This window comes from Anabaena azotica SJ-1 (genome assembly GCF_047275885.1).
GTDB lineage: Bacteria > Cyanobacteriota > Cyanobacteriia > Cyanobacteriales > Nostocaceae > Trichormus_B > Trichormus_B azotica_A.
This window is the reverse complement of the sequence record NZ_CP178454.1, coordinates 2,890,421-2,908,677: the sequence shown is the minus strand read 5'-3', so window position 1 is coordinate 2,908,677 and position 18,257 is coordinate 2,890,421. Positions and strand designations below refer to the sequence as shown.

17 protein-coding genes are annotated in these 18,257 nt (G+C 35.2%); 7 read left to right on the top strand and 10 right to left on the bottom strand.

What is annotated here, in order from left to right; translation table 11 throughout:
• Window positions 1-150: 150 nt before the first annotated feature.
• On the bottom strand, window positions 151-819 hold the full coding sequence (locus ACLLO5_RS12775; protein ID WP_413175836.1) for a ribonuclease T2 family protein: 669 nt from the start codon (window positions 817-819) through the stop codon (window positions 151-153).
• Window positions 820-1,178: 359 nt separating this feature from the next.
• On the opposite strand from ACLLO5_RS12775, the gene ACLLO5_RS12770 reads away from it, so the two are divergent.
• Window positions 1,179-2,495, top strand: coding sequence for an AAA family ATPase (locus ACLLO5_RS12770; protein WP_413175835.1), 1,317 nt, complete (start codon window positions 1,179-1,181; stop codon window positions 2,493-2,495).
• Window positions 2,488-3,096, top strand: a complete 609-nt coding sequence (locus tag ACLLO5_RS12765; protein WP_413175834.1) for an RloB family protein — start codon at window positions 2,488-2,490, stop codon at window positions 3,094-3,096. The genes ACLLO5_RS12770 and ACLLO5_RS12765 overlap by 8 nt, the downstream gene beginning before the upstream one ends.
• On the opposite strand, the gene ACLLO5_RS12760 is transcribed toward ACLLO5_RS12765, so the two are convergent.
• The 5 genes from ACLLO5_RS12760 to ACLLO5_RS12740 all read right to left on the bottom strand — a co-directional run bounded on the left by ACLLO5_RS12760 (window position 3,089) and on the right by ACLLO5_RS12740 (window position 8,369).
• A complete protein-coding gene (locus tag ACLLO5_RS12760) occupies window positions 3,089-3,739 on the bottom strand; it encodes a Uma2 family endonuclease (RefSeq protein WP_413175833.1) in 651 nt (216 codons plus the stop codon). The two genes, ACLLO5_RS12765 and ACLLO5_RS12760, sit on opposite strands and share 8 nt — an antisense overlap.
• A 44-nt stretch (window positions 3,740-3,783) precedes the next feature.
• Window positions 3,784-4,509 carry a hypothetical protein gene (locus ACLLO5_RS12755; RefSeq protein WP_413175832.1) on the bottom strand — a complete coding sequence of 242 codons (726 nt, stop codon included), beginning with the start codon at window positions 4,507-4,509 and terminating at the stop codon, window positions 3,784-3,786.
• Complete coding sequence (locus ACLLO5_RS12750) at window positions 4,499-5,983, bottom strand: AAA family ATPase (protein WP_413175831.1); 1,485 nt, start codon at window positions 5,981-5,983, stop codon at window positions 4,499-4,501. Before ACLLO5_RS12750 ends, ACLLO5_RS12755 begins: the two co-directional genes overlap by 11 nt.
• 78 nt (window positions 5,984-6,061) lie before the next feature.
• Window positions 6,062-7,297 carry an LL-diaminopimelate aminotransferase gene (locus ACLLO5_RS12745; protein ID WP_413175830.1) on the bottom strand — a complete coding sequence of 412 codons (1,236 nt, stop codon included), beginning with the start codon at window positions 7,295-7,297 and terminating at the stop codon, window positions 6,062-6,064.
• A gap of 286 nt (window positions 7,298-7,583) precedes the next feature.
• Window positions 7,584-8,369 carry a PEP-CTERM sorting domain-containing protein gene (locus ACLLO5_RS12740; protein ID WP_413175829.1) on the bottom strand — a complete coding sequence of 262 codons (786 nt, stop codon included), beginning with the start codon at window positions 8,367-8,369 and terminating at the stop codon, window positions 7,584-7,586.
• A gap of 318 nt (window positions 8,370-8,687) precedes the next feature.
• Here ACLLO5_RS12740 and ACLLO5_RS12735 point away from each other — a divergent pair, with 318 nt between their 5' ends.
• The 4 genes from ACLLO5_RS12735 (at window position 8,688) to ACLLO5_RS12720 (ending at window position 12,848) form a co-directional block, all read left to right on the top strand.
• Window positions 8,688-9,401 carry a TIGR04283 family arsenosugar biosynthesis glycosyltransferase gene (locus ACLLO5_RS12735; RefSeq protein ID WP_413175828.1) on the top strand — a complete coding sequence of 238 codons (714 nt, stop codon included), beginning with the start codon at window positions 8,688-8,690 and terminating at the stop codon, window positions 9,399-9,401.
• A 74-nt stretch (window positions 9,402-9,475) separates the two neighbouring features.
• On the top strand, window positions 9,476-10,237 hold the full coding sequence (locus tag ACLLO5_RS12730) for a TVP38/TMEM64 family protein (RefSeq protein WP_413175827.1): 762 nt from the start codon (window positions 9,476-9,478) through the stop codon (window positions 10,235-10,237).
• A 141-nt stretch (window positions 10,238-10,378) separates the two neighbouring features.
• On the top strand, window positions 10,379-11,131 hold the full coding sequence (locus ACLLO5_RS12725; protein WP_413175826.1) for a TVP38/TMEM64 family protein: 753 nt from the start codon (window positions 10,379-10,381) through the stop codon (window positions 11,129-11,131).
• A gap of 169 nt (window positions 11,132-11,300) precedes the next feature.
• Window positions 11,301-12,848, top strand: coding sequence for a mercuric reductase (locus ACLLO5_RS12720; RefSeq protein ID WP_413175825.1), 1,548 nt, complete (start codon window positions 11,301-11,303; stop codon window positions 12,846-12,848).
• Window positions 12,849-13,029: 181 nt separating this feature from the next.
• On the opposite strand, the gene ACLLO5_RS12715 is transcribed toward ACLLO5_RS12720, so the two are convergent.
• The gene (locus tag ACLLO5_RS12715; protein ID WP_413175824.1) at window positions 13,030-13,287 is read right to left on the bottom strand and encodes a hypothetical protein; all 258 of its coding nucleotides are present in this window, start codon (window positions 13,285-13,287) and stop codon (window positions 13,030-13,032) included.
• A gap of 234 nt (window positions 13,288-13,521) precedes the next feature.
• Window positions 13,522-14,379: an SDR family oxidoreductase gene (locus ACLLO5_RS12710; RefSeq protein WP_413175823.1), complete on the bottom strand. Its 858-nt coding sequence runs from the start codon at window positions 14,377-14,379 to the stop codon at window positions 13,522-13,524.
• Between the two features lie 593 nt (window positions 14,380-14,972).
• Here ACLLO5_RS12710 and ACLLO5_RS12705 point away from each other — a divergent pair.
• Window positions 14,973-16,577 (top strand): peptide ligase PGM1-related protein, encoded by a 1,605-nt coding sequence (locus ACLLO5_RS12705; RefSeq protein ID WP_413175822.1) that lies wholly within the window; start codon window positions 14,973-14,975, stop codon window positions 16,575-16,577.
• 121 nt (window positions 16,578-16,698) lie between these two features.
• Here the strand turns inward: ACLLO5_RS12705 and ACLLO5_RS12700 are convergent, their stop codons facing one another.
• Both ACLLO5_RS12700 and crcB read right to left on the bottom strand, forming a co-directional pair.
• Window positions 16,699-17,520 (bottom strand): lipase family protein, encoded by an 822-nt coding sequence (locus ACLLO5_RS12700; RefSeq protein ID WP_413175821.1) that lies wholly within the window; start codon window positions 17,518-17,520, stop codon window positions 16,699-16,701.
• Window positions 17,521-17,669: 149 nt separating this feature from the next.
• Window positions 17,670-18,068 carry a fluoride efflux transporter CrcB gene (crcB, locus tag ACLLO5_RS12695; protein ID WP_413175819.1) on the bottom strand — a complete coding sequence of 133 codons (399 nt, stop codon included), beginning with the start codon at window positions 18,066-18,068 and terminating at the stop codon, window positions 17,670-17,672.
• Window positions 18,069-18,257: the final 189 nt, after the last annotated feature.

Below are 18,257 nucleotides of genomic sequence, written 5' to 3'. Positions count from 1 at the left end.
CACTTCCCAGACTAAAACCAAGGGGATTCTTGGCTCAATCACCAAAAATTACGCCCGAAAAGTCTTTGAGTCCAAAATGTGCTGTTTGCCATTATAAGCGATCGCTTACTTGCCTTTATAGCATTTTTCAATGGCATGATCACTCCTCTGTTACCTGACATTTCTCACCAAAAAATTTGCTTGACCACAGCTTTTCTGAGAACGCTTTAAAATTTCCGCACTACAAATACCAGCTTTACCATCTTTGGAATAACAGAAAAAGACCTCTTGTAAAAACCTACCAGAATCAGAACAATAAGGTGCAATGCCGTCAGCGGTAAATTTGCTATTAGCACTGACAAATGAGCTTTTCAAATCTTTAATTGTTGTGCGGAATGGTTTCTCAGGACGATTATAGGCTGTGGGGATAACGAGAGAATATTTTAATTGTTTACTGAGTGCGAGATAATCCGTAGGTTGTTTACCAGAACAAGTACCGTGCTTTTCCCATTCATGATCATAAAGTCTTTCATTGGGAAACAAACCCCGGAATTTCTGTTTTACTAATGCTGGTAATTTTTCAGTTGAACAGTTAGCGGGATAACCTTTCTGGTATTGTGGCCATAGACCATGTAGAACAAAACCATATTTTTTCCCTGGGTTACACTGTTGCGGGTCACGCTTGGCATTTTTGGCACAATAATCAGGAGACCAGGAAAGGGTTAAAACATAAAAATCAAATTTACCTGGTGTTCCAGAACTTTGAGCAGCCGCAACATTAGGTAAAGCTAGGCTGGTTATTAATAGGGAAGATGCGACGACAAATTTCTGAATCTGCATATTAACAACGGGTTGCCTTGAAACAAAAGTGTGCAAATTTACATTACCGCATTTTGGTAACAAAAAAATATTTTTGTAGCTGCTGGTTTTATTGATTCTCCCGCGATGAATAGTTTTCATAGCCAACTAACGGGACTTAGACAAAAAATACCGATGAAATACCCTCAAATTTATATCCTCAAATACCTTGACATCGTTTTGATTGGTTTGTTGCTATATCTGGATTACAGGCGTTTTGAAATCAACACAGCAACGGTTATATTTAATTTTTCAGTGATTTATTGAGGTGGATAAATGCTATCCTTAAATGATATATATGTGAAAATCTCACAAATATGTGATTTAAGTAGGAGGTTGCAATGCTCATAGAGGTTAGTATTGGTAATTACAGATCATTTAAGGATAAAGTTACTTTTAGTATGGTTGCAGCTAATATAGTTGCCAAAGAAAAAGAACTTGATGAAAATAATGTTTTTGCAGTAGATAATGAACTCAAATTACTCAAAAGTGCCGCAATTTATGGTGCTAATGCTAGTGGTAAAAGTAATCTAGCAAAAGCAATAAAGTTTATGAAATGGTTTATGATTAATTCTTCTAAAGAAACTCAAAGTACAGAAAAAATAGGAGTTGAACCATTTGGGTTAAGTACGGAAACAGAAAATCAACCATCTTTTTTTGAAATCGTTTTTATATTGGATGATAAAAAATATAGATATGGTTTTGAAGCTACCCAGGAAAGTATAGTTTCAGAATGGTTGTTTTATGTTCCCAAGACAAGAGAAACTAAACTTTTTGAACGGGTTTATGATGGAAAGACTGATAAAATGGAATATCTATCTAAAACATTCAAAGGTGAAGGTATTCACCCTAAAACCAGACGAAACGCGCTTTTTATTTCTGTAGCTGCTCAATTTAATGTAGCAATAGCTGATCAAATCCTAAATTGGCTTACACACAAGTTAAATATAGTTTCCGGTTTAGAAGATAGAGAACATTTAAATTATACAATTAATTGTTTAACAGAAGGTAATGAAAATCAAACAGAAATTATTCAATTAATTAAAAAATTAGATTTAGGTATTAAGGAAATAAAGTTAGACCAACAAATAGGAATTGATATTGATTCTTTACCTACAGATATACCAATTATAATTAAAGAGTTAATGCTTAAAAGAGAAGCTAAAAAGAAAAAAGCTAGTTCATTGCAAACACTACATCAAAAATTTGATAGTCAAGGCAATTCTATATCTATGGAATTATTTGATTTAGAAGTTCAAGAATCTGAAGGAACTAAAAAAATAGTTGCTATTGCTGGACTTTTAGTAGATACTCTTAAAAACGGCAAAATTTTGATATTTGATGAATTGGACGCGAGACTTCACCCTTTAATCAGTAAAGCAATAGTTGAATTATTTAACTCAAAAGAAACAAATTATAATCATGCACAACTAATATTTATGACTCACGACACCAATCTGCTGAGTAATAAACTCTTTCGTAGAGATCAGATTTGGTTTACGGAGAAAAACAAATATGGTGCAACAGATTTATATTCCCTAGTTGAATATAAAATTAGAAATGATGCTTCCTTTGAAAGTGATTATATCAAAGGCAAATATGGCGCTATTCCTTTTATTGGAAATTTAAGTCAAATAATGGGTGAATCTAATGCCTAGAAAAACTTCACAGAAAGCGTCATCTCGTGGTTATTCAGAAAGAAAAGTTGCGACTAGAGATATCAGAGAAAGATTTTTAATTGTCTGTGAAGGTGACAAAACTGAACCAAATTACTTTAGATGTTTTCGTGTTCCTAAAGATGTGATTGATGTGAGAGGTTTTGGATATAATCCCAGTAAGTTAGTAGAAAAAGCAAAAGAATTAAGTCTTCAAGATGATTATAACCAAATTTGGTGTGTCTTTGATCGAGATGATTGGCCTAAACAGGATTTTAATAATGCTATTGCTAATGCTAGAAGAGAAGGATTTAAAATTGCTTATTCTAATGAAGCCTTTGAATTATGGTATGTCTTGCATTTTGAATTTTTAAATACTGGACTTCCTAGAAAAGATTATATTACTAAATTAGAAAAATGGCTGAAACATAAATATAAAAAGAATAGTGATATAATTTATGAGGAATTAGAGAGTTTCCAAAATACAGCTATCAAACACGCTAAAAATCTCTTGAATCAATATGATCTTCAAAATGCTGAAAGTGATAATCCTTCAACAACTGTACATCAGTTAGTTGCAGAGTTAAATAGATTTGTTAGATAATGCTTGGATATATATTTGTAAATTCTTCCAAAGCCTGAAAACTTCCCACCTGCCAACTGCGCTCAACAGTATCAGGTATTATTTTAATAATATCTACATCCTCAAAATATTGACTTTTTTCAGACTTGATATATTTCCCAACTTGCAACAAGTAAATAGACAACTTCCCACTATCAAAAATCCATAATTCAGGAACTCCAATAGCTTCATAAGCATCAAGAGTTGTTTTTGATGTCACATCAGTTTCTATAGCTAAATCTGGTGGTGGATCATCAGGTTGTAAACGCCGTTTACCTATCATTTGTTGATAATTTTTAATATAAAAACAAGCATCTGGTTCAACTCCTGCTGTACCTTGTTTTTTATAAGTTGTTGAACCAAAAGGTTGATATTTAATTCCTTTTGCTTTCAATAATATTTTTACAATATCTGAAATTAAATCTCTGGGAATTTCATGTTCAGGTAGAGGAACCATAATTTCTAAATTACCTTGACTATAAGCAATTCTGGAATTTCTTTTTTCTCCTAATTCTTTTAAAATCGCTTCAAATTCATCCCAGCTAACATCGGGAATAGTAACTTTACTACCGGGTGTTAGTTGTATTTGACTAACGGGTTTAAAAACGGGAATAGCTACACTCATATAATAGGGATAATAGGAATTTTAGATTACTCATCAAGTATCTATTATAACAAATCTTTTAAATCTATTCTAATTTCCGTTTCACTGTCAATACCTGGGTGACAAGAACACTTAATTTTGATTTTATCTTCCTTATTTAAAATTGTTTCACAAGTTAAGATGCCTGATTTATTATCATTTTTGATAATTTCTAACAATTGACTATCATTATTTTCTTCTAATTTCTTCCTCGCAGAAAATGTTCTATAAAATAAAATTCCTTTAAAATCTATATATATTTCTTTTTCATGGAAACCTTGTTTGGGATTTAAGTGATTATTCAAAACAAGTAGCATATATACTCTAGACATTGCACAACTAAACTTTTCCTCAATATTTGGTAACTCCTCATTGTCTATACTAGACTTTAACTCAATTAACAAAATATTCAATCTATAGCTACTATCATACTTTTGTAAGACTAAAATAGCGCATTCTGTAGTTTTGCGGTCATTTTCTATACCACGTATACGTTTTTCTAAGTCAATTTTCCAGATTCTTTCTACTGTTGACTTTGCATCAACATAATTTAATCCTTGAATAAATACCTTCTTCAATTTTGCATCTTTATTTTTTTCTTTAATTTCAATAATTTCATCTTCAGCTATGGATTTTTCTTGAATGAATTCTTCATCTGATAAAGCTTTATGAACTTCATCTCTCAAATCAAGCAAATCTCGTTTATGAGGGTTATTTAAAAAATATTTACTCTTATTACTTTTACTCATCATCACCCTCTTCTTCCTGAACATAAATATAATCAGTTAGAATACGAAGTGACTTATCTAAGTTATTTTCGACTTCTCTAAAGTTCCTAAAATAAATACCATAGTTACGACTTTCATAGTCTATAATTTTATCACCTGTGAAGAAATAAACACCGACTTTTTCTTTTGCTATAGATACAGATGAATCAACATAGTACAATTTATTATCTTCGATAATTTTTTCTACATTAACTCCATGTTGATTTTTCAGAACATCCAGATATATATAGTTATTAATAGCATTAGCTAAAATTGAACTATGGGTTGTGATTAATACTTTATTTCTGGTTTCGTTTTGGATAAACTGTATCAAGATATTTAATAATTTAATCTGATTTTCAGGATGTAAATTAACTTCTGGTTCATCTATCATTAAAAAATTATTTTTTTCTTCTGCCCAATATTTTAGATATAAATAAAGAAGTGTTAATTGATTAACAGATGAAGATGCTAAATACATCGGCAAAGGTTCATCAATAGAATTAATTTGAAAATAAAATTCCCCTGGACCAATTCCTTCTCTACGACTAACTTTTATCTCACCCCCAAGAATTTCTTCTAGTTGTTGGACAAGATGTATATATTTTTTTTCAATGTTATACTCATCAATATTAAGAAGTTTTTCAAAGACTTTATTTATAGGTTCAGTATATGGTCGTTTGAAAACATCTAAATCTTCAAAATCAGATAAGTTAATTTCCCCTTTATTACGAATATTGTCAAGTAAATCAAAAATTTTCTTGCGATCTTGTTCACTTTTTTTTCTTTCAATATCAATAACATATAGGTAGAATATAGGAAAGAAAATTCTACTAGCTGGTAAGAAAAAAGTCTTATGCTCATGTTTCAACATTACTGTAATGATTGTCGCAATTAGAATAAATTTTTTTTCTTCAAGGAAATTTCTATCCAAGAATATTTTAGGAATTATTTCTTTAATAGTATCTGGCAATTGTTTTTCTTCAAATTTATATATCAAATCACCTTTTTCTTTTTTGATTTCTATATACTCTAGTGTATTTTCTTCTTCATGTTGTATCTTTACAGATGATTTAATTTCTCGTTCTTTTAATTCAGATATTTGATAATCAAAATCAATAACAATATTATTCAGTAATTGTGATTGTTTATCTATATTAAATATTTGTTTTTTTGTTTCTTCTTGCAAAAACAAACTATATCTATCCAAAATTTGTCCTACTAACTCAGAAGTAACTTCGACTTGATTTACATTTTCTACTATTTTAGTATCAATAATTTCTACATTTTTACGTGCAAATTTATGGATTATATCTTGATTAAAAATCGCCCATAATAATTGAGCAACATAACTTTTACCACTGTTATTTCTACCAACAAATACAAAAAAATCCTTATCTAAATCAATGGCTTGAGTATTATTTTTAATAGGTCCCAAATTTTTGATGATCAATTTCATATAAGTTCACCTCTAAACTAATATACTCATAGCTCAAGTCTAACAAAAATTAGGGTGGGCAATGCCCACCAAAACCTACTAAACCTTAAACTTCTCAGTGATCCGCTTCATTGCTTCTTCCACATTTTCCCGACTGTTAAACGCAGAAATGCGGAAATAACCTTCACCCGCAGCACCAAAACCAGAACCAGGAGTTCCCACAACGTTGACGGTTTGCAATAATTTATCGAAAAATTCCCAACTGGTTAAATTATTAGGTGTTTTCACCCATACATAGGGAGCATTGACTCCACCGTAAACTGATAAACCTGCGTTGGTGAGTTGTTCACGGATAATTTTGGCGTTTTCTAGGTAGAAACTTACCAAAGCTTTGATTTGTGCTTGTCCTGCTTCTGAATAAACTGCTTCTGCACCACGTTGTACGATGTAGGAAACACCGTTAAATTTGGTAGATTGACGACGGTTCCAGAGTTTCCACAGTTCGACATCAGAACCATCTGCGGCTTTTGCGGTGAGGTTTTTGGGAACGACGGTTAACGCGCAACGAGTTCCGGTGAAACCTGCGTTTTTGGAGAAGGAACGAAATTCGATCGCACAATCTCTAGCACCTTCAATTTCATAGATAGAATGGGGTAGGGTAGGATCGGTGATGTAGGCTTCGTATGCAGCATCAAAGAAAATAATTGATCCGTTGGCTTTGGCGTAATTTACCCACGCTTGTAAATGTTCCTTGGTTGCGATCGCACCTGTGGGATTATTGGGAAAGCAGAGATAAATTAAGTCAACTTTTTGGGTAGGAATTTCGGCTGTGAAGTTGTTGTCGGCGGTGACAGGTAAATAAACTAAACCCGCAAATTCACCTTTTTCATTGGCTTCACCAGTGTTACCTGCCATGACGTTAGTATCCACATAAACGGGATATACAGGGTCGGTAACAGCGATAACGTTATTTTTGCCAAAAATTTCTAAAATGTTTCCTGTATCGCATTTAGAACCGTCAGAAATGAAGATCTCATCGGCTTCTATAGCTGCGCCCCGTGCTTGGAAATCTTGGACGGCGATTTTTTCCCGTAACCAAGCATAACCTTGTTCTGGGCCATATCCTTTGAAAGTTGAGCGATCGCCCATTTCTTCTACTGCTTTAATCATTGCAGTCCGGCAAGCTTCTGGCAAGGGTTCGGTAACATCACCGATACCTAAGCGGATGATTTTCGCATCTGGGTTAGCTTGAGCAAAAGCATTTACCCGTCTTGCAATTTCGGGAAATAAATAACCCGCTTTTAGTTTCAGGTAGTTGTCGTTAACAGTAGCCATCGTAGTTTATGAAGAAACGCATTAAAATAGCTTACTTGACATCCTTGAAACCAGGGAATAAATTAAGAGTCTAAAAGCTAAAGTCGGTTAAAATCGACTATTTAACCTGATGATGATCAGAGTGCGTTTTAACGCACTTGAGCTATTAGCCCGGAAATGAATTTCCGAGTGAGAGAGGTTTGGAAAGGGTCAAAAAAATCAGCCGCTACAGGTATTAATCCTATAGCGACCTTATCATTATTATTAGACTACACTATTTAACAGTGTTGCTAAATTTTGTGGCGTATTAGTTGTTAGCAAAATTGCGACGACGACGAGCCATTGCCATGCCACTAGCTACTAAACCTAGACCAAACATGGTAGCAGGTTCGGGAACTTTTGTACCTCCACCACCACCATTTGTACCACCAAAGGATGGTTCAGTTAAATTTGTACCGTATTGGAAGCGAATGTTACTAATTTTTGTAACATCAAAATTAGATGGTAAACCAGATAACACAAATGTAGCAAAGTCTTTTACATAAGGATTGGTCGTGATTGCGTTATTAGCGCCACTACCATAGCCACTGATGATACCGTAAGCAGGACTACCTGTACCTCCAGCACTATTGAAAAGACCTAAACCGGTGCTGCTAAGACCATACTTTTGGGTGACACCACCACTTGGTAAAGTGACATTTGGTAATTTCCATTGTGCTGGAGAGGGAGAGAGAAGATTAAAATTATTGGTAACTGATCCATTATTAATAATGTTACCAACTGCTGAATCCAAGTTGAAGCTTATAGGTGAACCATCATAGTCCCAGAAAACCGTTGTTAGAACGTCAGATGGGGCTAAAGCACCGGGACCTTTATTTTCCAGCTTGATTGTTAACTTACCAGCATTAACAGCATCATCAAATGTTACTGATGCTCCCAGTGGATTATTACTACCAGAATAGGTATTTGTTCCAGCCCCGGTAAAAGTAATAGAAGCTGCCTTAGCTTGAGGAGCTTGTAATGCTACAGTTAAAGCTACTGCCGAGGCTACTGATAAGTAACTTACTAACTTTTGTGTGTACTGTTTGGTCATTGGTAAGAAGCTCTTTTTGTATTTTTGTCTAAAGTTTGATAGATTACAATGTCTAAAATCTCTAGAGGTTTATGGAAGATTGAGTTGTTTTGCATATTTTTTTACAGCTTATAGGGAATTTCCCCAATCTCCAATAAGCAACCTAGTATTTTCACTATGTCTTTAAAGAAAGTGCGCCAATTTAAAGTAGAGATGAAGAAACTAACAGTATTTTCCATGATAACTACTTAATCTGCACATCTGCTCTATGGTGCTGATAGATTACTGGTAATATCAGTATTTTCCGTTTTTTTGATTTTCATCTCATCTTGTTTTGATATGGTGCTTCAAGATATTAACACTGCCCGAATTTCAATTATTATTCCAACGCTCAACGAAGCGAATAATATTCAAGCCGCAATTAACAGCACTCAACCCAGTCATAATGTAGAAGTAATAGTTGTTGATGGTGGCTCAAACGATAATACAGCAGTATTAGCCCAATCATTAGGTGTAACTGTTATTTCTTCTGTTCCCGGTCGCGCTGTACAAATGAATACAGGTGCAGCAATAGCTAGTGGAGATATTTTGGTATTTCTCCATGCTGACACCCGCTTACCTGCGGGATTTGATGCCATGATTCGCACTGCATTACAACCTGCGGGGATTATTGCTGGTGCTTTTGTATTGCGGATAGATTCACCGCATTGGGGGTTACGGTTGGTCGAATGGGGAGTAAAATGGCGATCGCACCTTTACCAATTACCCTACGGTGATCAAGCTATTTTTTTAACCAAATCAGCATTTAACGAAGTTGGCAATTTTCCCCAAATGCCTATCATGGAAGACTTTGTACTAATTAATAAATTAAAATATCTAGATAAAATTACCATTTTGGATGTTCCTGTAACCACATCACCACGAAGATGGTTAAAAAAAGGAATTTTCAGGACTACCATCCTCAACCAAATCATCATCATTGCCTATTTACTTGGTGTTTCACCAGAACGCATTTGTAAATGGTATCGTCGAGAAAAATTCAGCAGAATTTAAGCTATTTCTCATTTAAATTCCCTATTGTGGCAGATAATAAATAAATAATCGGTAAAAATTAGCTTAACTCCATCATGCCACAGCACAAATCCCGATTAAAGAGAAAACTCCAGCTATTACTGCTAGCTTTCCTCATTGCGACGCTGATAATTATTGCCCAATTTGTGAACATTCAAGAATTTTTGCAACTCTCAATTATTTGGGTACAAAATCTGGGTATCTGGGGACCAATTGCATTTATTATTCTCTATAATTTGGCAACTTTGCTATTTATTCCTGGTTCATTATTAACCTTAAAAGGCGGTTGCTTATTTGGTTTATTTTGGGGTTCTGTATATGTATTAATTGCTGCTCTTATGGGATCTATTTTAGCTTTTATGATTGGACGTTATTTGTCACGTGATTGGATTTGTCAACAGCTTGACAAACATCCTAAATTCCAAGCTATTGATCAGGCTGTCGCCAAAGAAGGATGGAAAATTGTTTTATTAACTCGTCTTTCTCCAATCTTTCCTTTCAACTTATTAAATTATGCTTTTGGTGTGACACAAGTTACCCTCAAAGATTATATACTAGGTTCTATTGGCATCATTCCTGGTTCTGTCATGTACGTTTATATGGGTTCTTTAGCCAATAATATAGCAATAATTAAAATCCCTCATCAACCAGCCAGTCCAGAAATGCAAATTGGTCAATGGATGATACAAGCAGTTGGACTAATAGCCACAATTACCGTCACCGTTTATGTTACTAGAATTGCTCAAAAAGCACTCCAACAAAGTATTCTAGCCGTAGAAAGTAAGCAAAATGCAACTTCTTCCAATCATCTATTTTGAATAATTAAAATTAATTAATTAAAATCAATCAAAAAAAATTAGCATCCCCAAAAAAGCAAAAATTACACAACTAATTCAAAAATCCTTCTTCTCTCTCTTTCCTTCGCGTGAACGCGGTTTAATTATCATAAATTTAAAACTATGAATTATCACTTAAAAATTAGAACCTTATACAAACTTCTCAAACTGACCGCCTTAACTACTTTTACATTATTGATAATTGGCTTATTATATCCAGATATAACCTTAGCACAGCCATCTATCAATACATCTACCTTTAATCCTCAAGGAATTTTAAGAAATGCTTTGCAGTGGATTGATAGTTTAGGTACCATTGGAGCAATAGCCTTTATTGCTATTTATATTATTGCTACCATCGCCTTTTTACCAGGATCGATTTTAACTTTAGGTGCGGGAGCGGTTTTTGGCGTAGTTTGGGGTTCTATTTATGTATTTATTGGTGCAACTCTCGGTGCTACAGCAGCATTTTTAGTAGGACGTTATGTAGCTAGAGGATGGGTTTCTCAGAAAATTGCAGACAACAAAAAATTCGCGGCTATCGACCAAGCAGTAGGAAAAGAAGGATTAAAAATAGTTTTATTAACGCGACTTTCTCCCATCTTTCCTTTTAATTTATTAAACTATGCTTTGGGAATTACTGGTGTTTCTCTCAAAGATTATTTTATTGGTTCAGTAGGAATGATTCCCGGAACAATTATGTATGTTTACATCGGTTCTTTAGCAGGAAATTTAGCACTGATTGGTACAGAATCTCAACCGACAAATCCCACTCTCACATGGATAATCAGAATAGTTGGGTTTATAGCTACCGTTGCAGTTACAATTTATGTAACTCGGATAGCCAAGAAAGCTTTAGATGAGGAAGTATCATAAAATCATTCATAATTCGTGATTTCTTGCGGATGATTTCCAAGAAAATGTTAAATATAGAACTGACAAAATATTGCTAAAGCTGTATCTCTTGTAAAGAGAACATCCTGAATATTTTAACTAAAGACTGTCAAAAATCTAGTTTATACTTGAGAATACAGAGGTAATACTAATGTCTAATTTAGAATTTGAGAGAATCACAGTTCTACCAATGGATGAATATAATCAAAGGCTGGTAGCTAATGTTCATCCTGAAAATTGGGTGAATCCTCAACCTGCTGATTGTTATGATTTAGTAGTCATTGGTGCGGGTACAGCAGGATTAGTTGTAGCAGCGGGTGCGGCGGGTTTAGATTTGGGTTTAAAAGTAGCATTAATTGAAAAAAATCTCATGGGTGGAGATTGTTTAAATGTTGGTTGTATACCATCTAAATCTCTGATTCGGTCTGCGCGTGTAATTGGTGAAATATGGAAAGCCAAGGATTTAGGCGTGCATATTTCCCAACTTATTAATGTAGATTTCGCTACAGTAATGTCCAGATTACGACGAATTAGAGCAGGTATTAGTCATCATGATTCCGCAGCCAGATTTAAAAATTTAGGAGTTGATGTTTTTTTAGGTAACGGTAAATTTGCTAGTAAAAATACTATAGATGTTGATGGTCAAATCCTCAAGTTTAAAAAAGCTGTGATTGCAACTGGTGCAAGAGCAATTAAACCAGAAATTCGTGGTCTTGAAACAGCGGGTTATTTAACTAATGAAAACGTTTTTTCTTTAATCCAAAAACCGGAAAAATTGGCGGTTATTGGTGGTGGTCCCATTGGTTGTGAATTAGCACAAGCCTTCCGACGCTTGGGCTGTGAGGTGACATTATTTCATAATAGTTCACACATCCTCAATAAAGAAGATAGGGAAGCAGCGGATATTTTGCAACGAGTTTTTACTGATGAAGGTATTCGCTTGGTGCTGAATTGTCAGTTAGAAGAAGTTGTGACAGTGACGGAAGGAAAACGACTTTATTTTTCATCTCATGGTAATCGAGATTCGGTGACTGTAAATGAAATTTTAATAGGTGCAGGACGTGCGCCAAATGTGGAAGGTTTGAATTTAGAAGCGGTGGGTGTGGAGTATGACCAGAAAGTGGGTGTGAAGGTGAATGATTATCTACAAACTACCAACTCTAATATATATGCAGCGGGTGATATCTGCATGAATTGGAAATTTACCCATGCAGCTGATGCGGCGGCGAGGATAGTCATTAAAAATACACTGTTTTCTCCGTTTGGTTTGGGACGTTCTCAACTAAGTAGTCTAGTGATGCCTTGGGTAACATATACTGACCCAGAAATTGCTCATGTGGGGATGTATGCAGATGAGGCGGAAAAGTTGGGAATTGAGATAGAAACGATTAAAATTGATTTTAATAATGTAGATCGTGCGATCGCAGATAGTCAAGAAGCAGGATTTTTGAAGATTCACCACAAAAAAGGATCAGATGAAATTATCGGTGCAACAATTGTTGCTAGTCATGCAGGTGAGATGATTTCGGAAATTACTACAGCCATTGTGAATAAAATTGGTTTAAGTGAATTAAGTAGTGTCATTCATCCTTACCCAACTCAAGCCGAAGCCATTAAAAAAGCAGCGGACGCTTATCGACGCACACTACTAACACCAAAAACTAAAAAACTTTTGAAATTTATAACAAAATTATCCTAATTACGTAAGTATTCAGGATAGAGAATACTCCAAGTCAGGAGAATAAAGGCTTTTTTAGTCAACTTTGATGATTTTGATAAAGTCTCACTTCTGGACTATTCTTCATTTCATAAGCATTCTGACTCCTGACTTCTGACTCCTGACTCCTGACTCCTGACTCCTGACTCCTGACTCCTCCTTTTTAAAGTTCTGATGCTGTATCAGGAGCAATAATTTCTCCTGTCCCCATTGTCAAAATCATATCCTGGTCGGTAATCAATTCGCTGAGTTCTTTAACTTTTAAATTCATGGTTTCACAAGCTTGACGTAACTCTTGAGCAAACGTTTTAATATCATCACCATAGCCGCATTGAGAAGCAGCCATTTTAATTCCCTGTTTGGCATTTGCTCTAGCACAATCTACTAATTCTGTACCATGCAATTGTGTTGGGGATACCATAGATGTAGTTATTATTGATAATACTTTCTTCCCTAGATAGATTATCAATCATCATCAATTAACTCATCCCTCTAATGGAGGAAAAGAGATACCGTAGTTTGTGTAGTTAGGAGGTACAACATCTAAATTCAAACCTATACACAAAGCCAGTTTTATTCCTGAATTCTAACTCCTGACTCCTGATAGCGTGGCGTAAGCCATATTCTGCTGTAAGAGGTTTATATCCTCAAAAAATCAACCGTTGACTATTTCACCACCATTAGGATGTAAAACTTGACCAGACATATAGGAAGAGTCATCAGAAGCTAAAAATACAAAACTTGGTGCTACTTCTTCCGGTTGTCCGGCTCTTCCCATTGGTACTTGCGAACCAAAACTTTCTACTTTTTCTTCTGGAAAAGTTGAGGGAATTAAAGGTGTCCAAATTGGCCCTGGTGCTACAGCATTGACACGAATTCCCTTGGAAACTAGATTTTGTGAAAGGGAACGAGTAAAGGCTACAATTGCACCTTTAGTAGAAGAATAATCTAATAACTGAGCATTGCCTTTATAAGCTGTGACTGATGTTGTATTGATGATAGAACTTCCTTCATGCAGATGCTTCATCGCTGCTTTAATCAGGAAAAACATCGAAAAAATATTAGTTCTAAAAGTCCGTTCTAATTGCTCTTGGCTAATATCTTCAATGTTGTTTTTAGGGTGTTGTTCAGCCGCATTATTTACGAGAATATCAAGTTTACCAAACTCACCTACAGTTTGTTCTACCGCTCGTTGACAAAACTTTTCGTCAGTAATATCACCTACAATAGATAGTGCCTTGCGTCCCTGCTGTGCAACTAAATTTGTGGTTTCCTTTGCATCTTGATGTTCTTGCAGATAAACTATTGCTACATCTGCACCTTCTTTAGCAAATGCGATCGCCACAGCACGGCCAATACCACTATCTCCACCTGTAATTAAGGCGATTTTATCTTTTAATTTACCACTACCCCGATATTGTTCATTTTCTGCTTGGGGTTTTGGTTTCATCTCAGACTCCAAACCAGGTGCTTCCTGTGTTTGTGGTGGTTGTAATGTTTTTTTTGCTGGCATAATTAATAATTCACCCCAAATTTGAGTATTGTAAATCTCATGCTCAATCATCTATCAGCAATTATTAAAAATAAACCTTGGATAGAGAATTTCGACCCAAGGTTTACTTTCTGCTTTCGCTCCCAATTAATTCTTTGCAAGTGCAGACTTTTCGCCCCCGGATATTTGCAAAACGCGCTCATTTATGGCAAATGGGCGCGACTTTCTAAGCTTCCTCCTCACATCTCACACGCTCTTAATCCAACCACTGAAAACAAGTACACAACTCTCTGTTGATGCAGGATTTTTCCTTAGCATCTGCTCTCAATTTAGCTATAATTATGGTGTTATTTATCGTTCTCTAGAGATAAACAAATAATAAGTTTTTTCATTCTTTGGAAATAGCAATTTTAAGTTTTAATTTATAGATTTTGAAAGATGAATTATCCAATATATAAAAATCCTATATAAAAGCGTTTCATATCTATTTATAATTTGTAATTGCAAGACATAAATTTACAAAAAGATACATAACAAATCTCCATCTCAAGTCTTTCTTAGGATATACCTAAGATAAGATGAGGAATAATTGGGGTCTAGTGAGGGTATGGGATATGGTGACAATAAATATTTCCGAACTAGAGCAGATTGATCAGTTTCGCAGTTTACAATCAACTTTACGCGATCGCTGGAAAACTAGTGAGTTATTTGACAACAGCGAAGCAGATATTTTAATTATCCCTTCTTTGAGTATTGACCAGCGGGAACTACAAAAAATTGAAGGATGCGAACATTATGAAGAAAGATTACTATTTTCTTTGATGCGGTTACGGAATCCCCGCAATAGGTTAATTTATGTAACTTCAATGCCACTTCATCCCAGCATTATTGATTATTATTTACAACTATTACCTGGAATACCATTTTCCCATGCCCGTCATCGCTTATTATTACTTTCTACCTATGATGCTTCCCTTAAACCCCTCAGTCAAAAGATTTTAGAACGTCCTCGTTTATTAGAAAGAATTCGTCAAGCTTTGCGATTAGATAAAGCTTTTATGGCTTGTTATAATTCCACATTTTGGGAAGCAGAACTATCACTAAAATTGGGTGTACCCTTATATGCTGCTGCACCAGATTTACAGATTTGGGGGACAAAAAGTGGTAGTCGGCAAATTTTTGCTCAAAGTGGAGTCCCTCTTCCAGATGGTAGCGAACTAGTTTGGAATTCCGCAGATTTAGCCACAGCAGCGGCTGATTTATGGGAACGTCAACCGACTTTACAACGGATGGTTGTGAAACTAAACGAGGGAATTTCTGGAGAAGGGAATGCACTTTTGGATCTCCGTCCGTTGACAGATGTTGCTCCAGGCCAAAGTTCTCATGCTCAAAGAGTAGCAGCAATTAGCGATCGCTTCTCAAATATGCGCTTTCAAGCCACACAAGAAACCTGGACGAATTTTTCCCAACGCATCCCAGAATTAGGTGCAATAGTAGAATCTTATATTGAAGGTGAAATCAAATTTTCTCCCAGTGTCCAAGGACGCATAACACCAGATGGAGAAGTAGAAATTCTCTCCACCCATGATCAAATTCTCGGAGGTCCAGACGGACAAATTTATCTTGGTTGTCGCTTTCCTGCTGATGAAAGTTATCGAGTGCAATTACAGCAATTAGGTTTAAAAGTAGGTAAAAAGCTGGCAGAAAAAGGAACATTAGAAAGATTTGGTGTAGATTTTGTCACCGTTGATCAAGGTGATGGTAAATGGGATATTCAAGCAATTGAAATTAACCTCCGCAAAGGTGGTACAACTCACCCATTCATGACCTTGAAATTATTAACCAACGGACGCTATGATCTTCCCACCGGTTTATTCTACAGTCAGCAAGGAAAACCTAAATATTACGTCGCTACAGACAACTTACAAAAAGACCGCTATCGGGGATTATTACCCAACGATTTAATGGATATTATCGCCCATCATAGATTACATTTTGATAGCGGAACTGAAACAGGGACAGTATTTCATCTGATGGGTTGCCTTTCTCAGTTTGGTAAATTGGGATTAACAAGTATTGGTAATTCTCCCCAACAAGCAGAAGATATTTATAACAAAGTTGTCCAAGTTCTTGATCAAGAAACCGGAGGCGAACATAATAATTATACTCTGTTTTCCGATTATGCTTTTCCCATTGCTGGAGATACATCTGGTTATTAATAGATTGTCATTTTTCAGTTATCAGTAATCAGTCAGTTAAGCTAATGAGTATTCCATGTTTCTCTAATAAATTTTTTGAATGGGCGAATATTGCTGATCATCGCCCTGAACAACGTACCATCTAATCATTAGATGTAATAGCATTGAGATATGTCGTCATGGCATGATTATCAGTTAAACTACCTTTATTAATAGTAAACGCAATATTTCCCCCAATGTGTTCAAACTCTTCCAGCAAATCTGCCTCAATACCACCCAAAATTATTCTCAATAAATTCAGTTTTCTTTGTACATCTTTGATATTACTGTCTGTGATTTCAAGAGTTGCAAAAGGTATATTTGTCACCAAATCTTCAGTATTAGCAATGCGCCAAGCTTTGATTTTTGCTAATCTATAGGCTTGAGCAAAGATGATATTTCCAGTACGTGGACTAGCAAATGTGTATAATTCTGGTTGTATATCAGGAAAATTGGTAATTACGTCAGGAACGCAAAGATTCGCCAAAGCTGAACCTAAACTATGTCCAGTCACATAAATCTTTGTAGAACGAGAAACATTTTTTAAATCATTGAGAATAGTTGGTGCAATAGCCCGATAAATTTGCGAAAAACCACGAGTTGTTTTTCCCCAACCTTTGAGGTAGTCCACTTGTTTTAGTTGAGCATCTCTTAACCATTCCAATGGTGTTTCAGTTCCCCGAAAGACTATATAAAAATTATTGCCTTTAGTGGCAGTAAACCCAAAAGGTACAGTATTTTTCTTGTAAGTAAAACAGAGAATTTTTTTATCTTCGGTGTAATAAAATTGGCTTTTAAGACTGTATGGTTCATCAAGTTTCCATTCTTCTTGTTTGGTATAGTCTTCATACTGGGTGTAAGCTTGCGCGACTAAATTACCCAGTTCTTTAGCAAGATCAAGATTAAATTCTGGAGGAAAATACATCAAAACTACTCCTGTTAGTGTTAAAGACGAGTATCACAGCAATCTCATAGCTGACTGTGTAATCACTTCCTCATTTCCAGAAAATAGTTTAAATTGTTACCTCACTGTTAGTAATTACTTCTACAAAAATCTTTAAATAAAATAAGTGCTTACTTACAAACCTTAGCAAGAATTACACCTAACTGGACACTGAGAATTCCCAGAATGGCACTACCAAGCCAATAACCAGTTGCAGTTAATAAATTGCCACTACGCATTAAAGCAAGAGACTCTAAACCGTAAGTGGAAAAAGTCGTATATGCACCTAAAAAACCGGTTGCAACCATCAACCGTAATTCTGGCGGAATAATTGCTACCTTCTCCACAGCCCAAGTAGAGAAGAATCCCATTGCTAAACAACCGCTGAGATTAATGAAAAAAGTTCCATAGGGAAAATTGACACCAAATCTTTGAGCAAACCACAATGTTAAATAATAACGACTTAAAGCACCTGCGATCGCACCCAAGCTAATAGCTAATGATTGACGCAGATTGGGATCTTGTAACATATTAAAGATTTGATTGGTGAATCAGGTGATAAATTATCCCCGGAATTCTCACGTTTTCAGCGATACCATAATCTAAATTAAAATCTTTATTCCAGGAGAACACAAGATTGGATTAAAGCTAATACTCTATATATGAAGTTAGCCATTATATCATATATTTTGCTCAAAATAACTATATTAACGGAACAG

What these genes read in the sequence shown, in the direction of transcription:
- ACLLO5_RS12775 (WP_413175836.1), bottom strand. Translation starts at nt 819, where the DNA reads ATGCAGATTCAGAAATTTGTCGTCGCATCTTCCCTATTAATAACCAGC.
- ACLLO5_RS12770 (WP_413175835.1), top strand. Translation starts at nt 1,179, where the DNA reads ATGCTCATAGAGGTTAGTATTGGTAATTACAGATCATTTAAGGATAAA.
- ACLLO5_RS12765 (WP_413175834.1), top strand. Translation starts at nt 2,488, where the DNA reads ATGCCTAGAAAAACTTCACAGAAAGCGTCATCTCGTGGTTATTCAGAA.
- ACLLO5_RS12760 (WP_413175833.1), bottom strand. Translation starts at nt 3,739, where the DNA reads ATGAGTGTAGCTATTCCCGTTTTTAAACCCGTTAGTCAAATACAACTA.
- ACLLO5_RS12755 (WP_413175832.1), bottom strand. Translation starts at nt 4,509, where the DNA reads ATGATGAGTAAAAGTAATAAGAGTAAATATTTTTTAAATAACCCTCAT.
- ACLLO5_RS12750 (WP_413175831.1), bottom strand. Translation starts at nt 5,983, where the DNA reads ATGAAATTGATCATCAAAAATTTGGGACCTATTAAAAATAATACTCAA.
- ACLLO5_RS12745 (WP_413175830.1), bottom strand. Translation starts at nt 7,297, where the DNA reads ATGGCTACTGTTAACGACAACTACCTGAAACTAAAAGCGGGTTATTTA.
- ACLLO5_RS12740 (WP_413175829.1), bottom strand. Translation starts at nt 8,369, where the DNA reads ATGACCAAACAGTACACACAAAAGTTAGTAAGTTACTTATCAGTAGCC.
- ACLLO5_RS12735 (WP_413175828.1), top strand. Translation starts at nt 8,688, where the DNA reads ATGGTGCTTCAAGATATTAACACTGCCCGAATTTCAATTATTATTCCA.
- ACLLO5_RS12730 (WP_413175827.1), top strand. Translation starts at nt 9,476, where the DNA reads ATGCCACAGCACAAATCCCGATTAAAGAGAAAACTCCAGCTATTACTG.
- ACLLO5_RS12725 (WP_413175826.1), top strand. Translation starts at nt 10,379, where the DNA reads ATGAATTATCACTTAAAAATTAGAACCTTATACAAACTTCTCAAACTG.
- ACLLO5_RS12720 (WP_413175825.1), top strand. Translation starts at nt 11,301, where the DNA reads ATGTCTAATTTAGAATTTGAGAGAATCACAGTTCTACCAATGGATGAA.
- ACLLO5_RS12715 (WP_413175824.1), bottom strand. Translation starts at nt 13,287, where the DNA reads ATGGTATCCCCAACACAATTGCATGGTACAGAATTAGTAGATTGTGCT.
- ACLLO5_RS12710 (WP_413175823.1), bottom strand. Translation starts at nt 14,379, where the DNA reads ATGCCAGCAAAAAAAACATTACAACCACCACAAACACAGGAAGCACCT.
- ACLLO5_RS12705 (WP_413175822.1), top strand. Translation starts at nt 14,973, where the DNA reads ATGGTGACAATAAATATTTCCGAACTAGAGCAGATTGATCAGTTTCGC.
- ACLLO5_RS12700 (WP_413175821.1), bottom strand. Translation starts at nt 17,520, where the DNA reads ATGTATTTTCCTCCAGAATTTAATCTTGATCTTGCTAAAGAACTGGGT.
- crcB (WP_413175819.1), bottom strand. Translation starts at nt 18,068, where the DNA reads ATGTTACAAGATCCCAATCTGCGTCAATCATTAGCTATTAGCTTGGGT.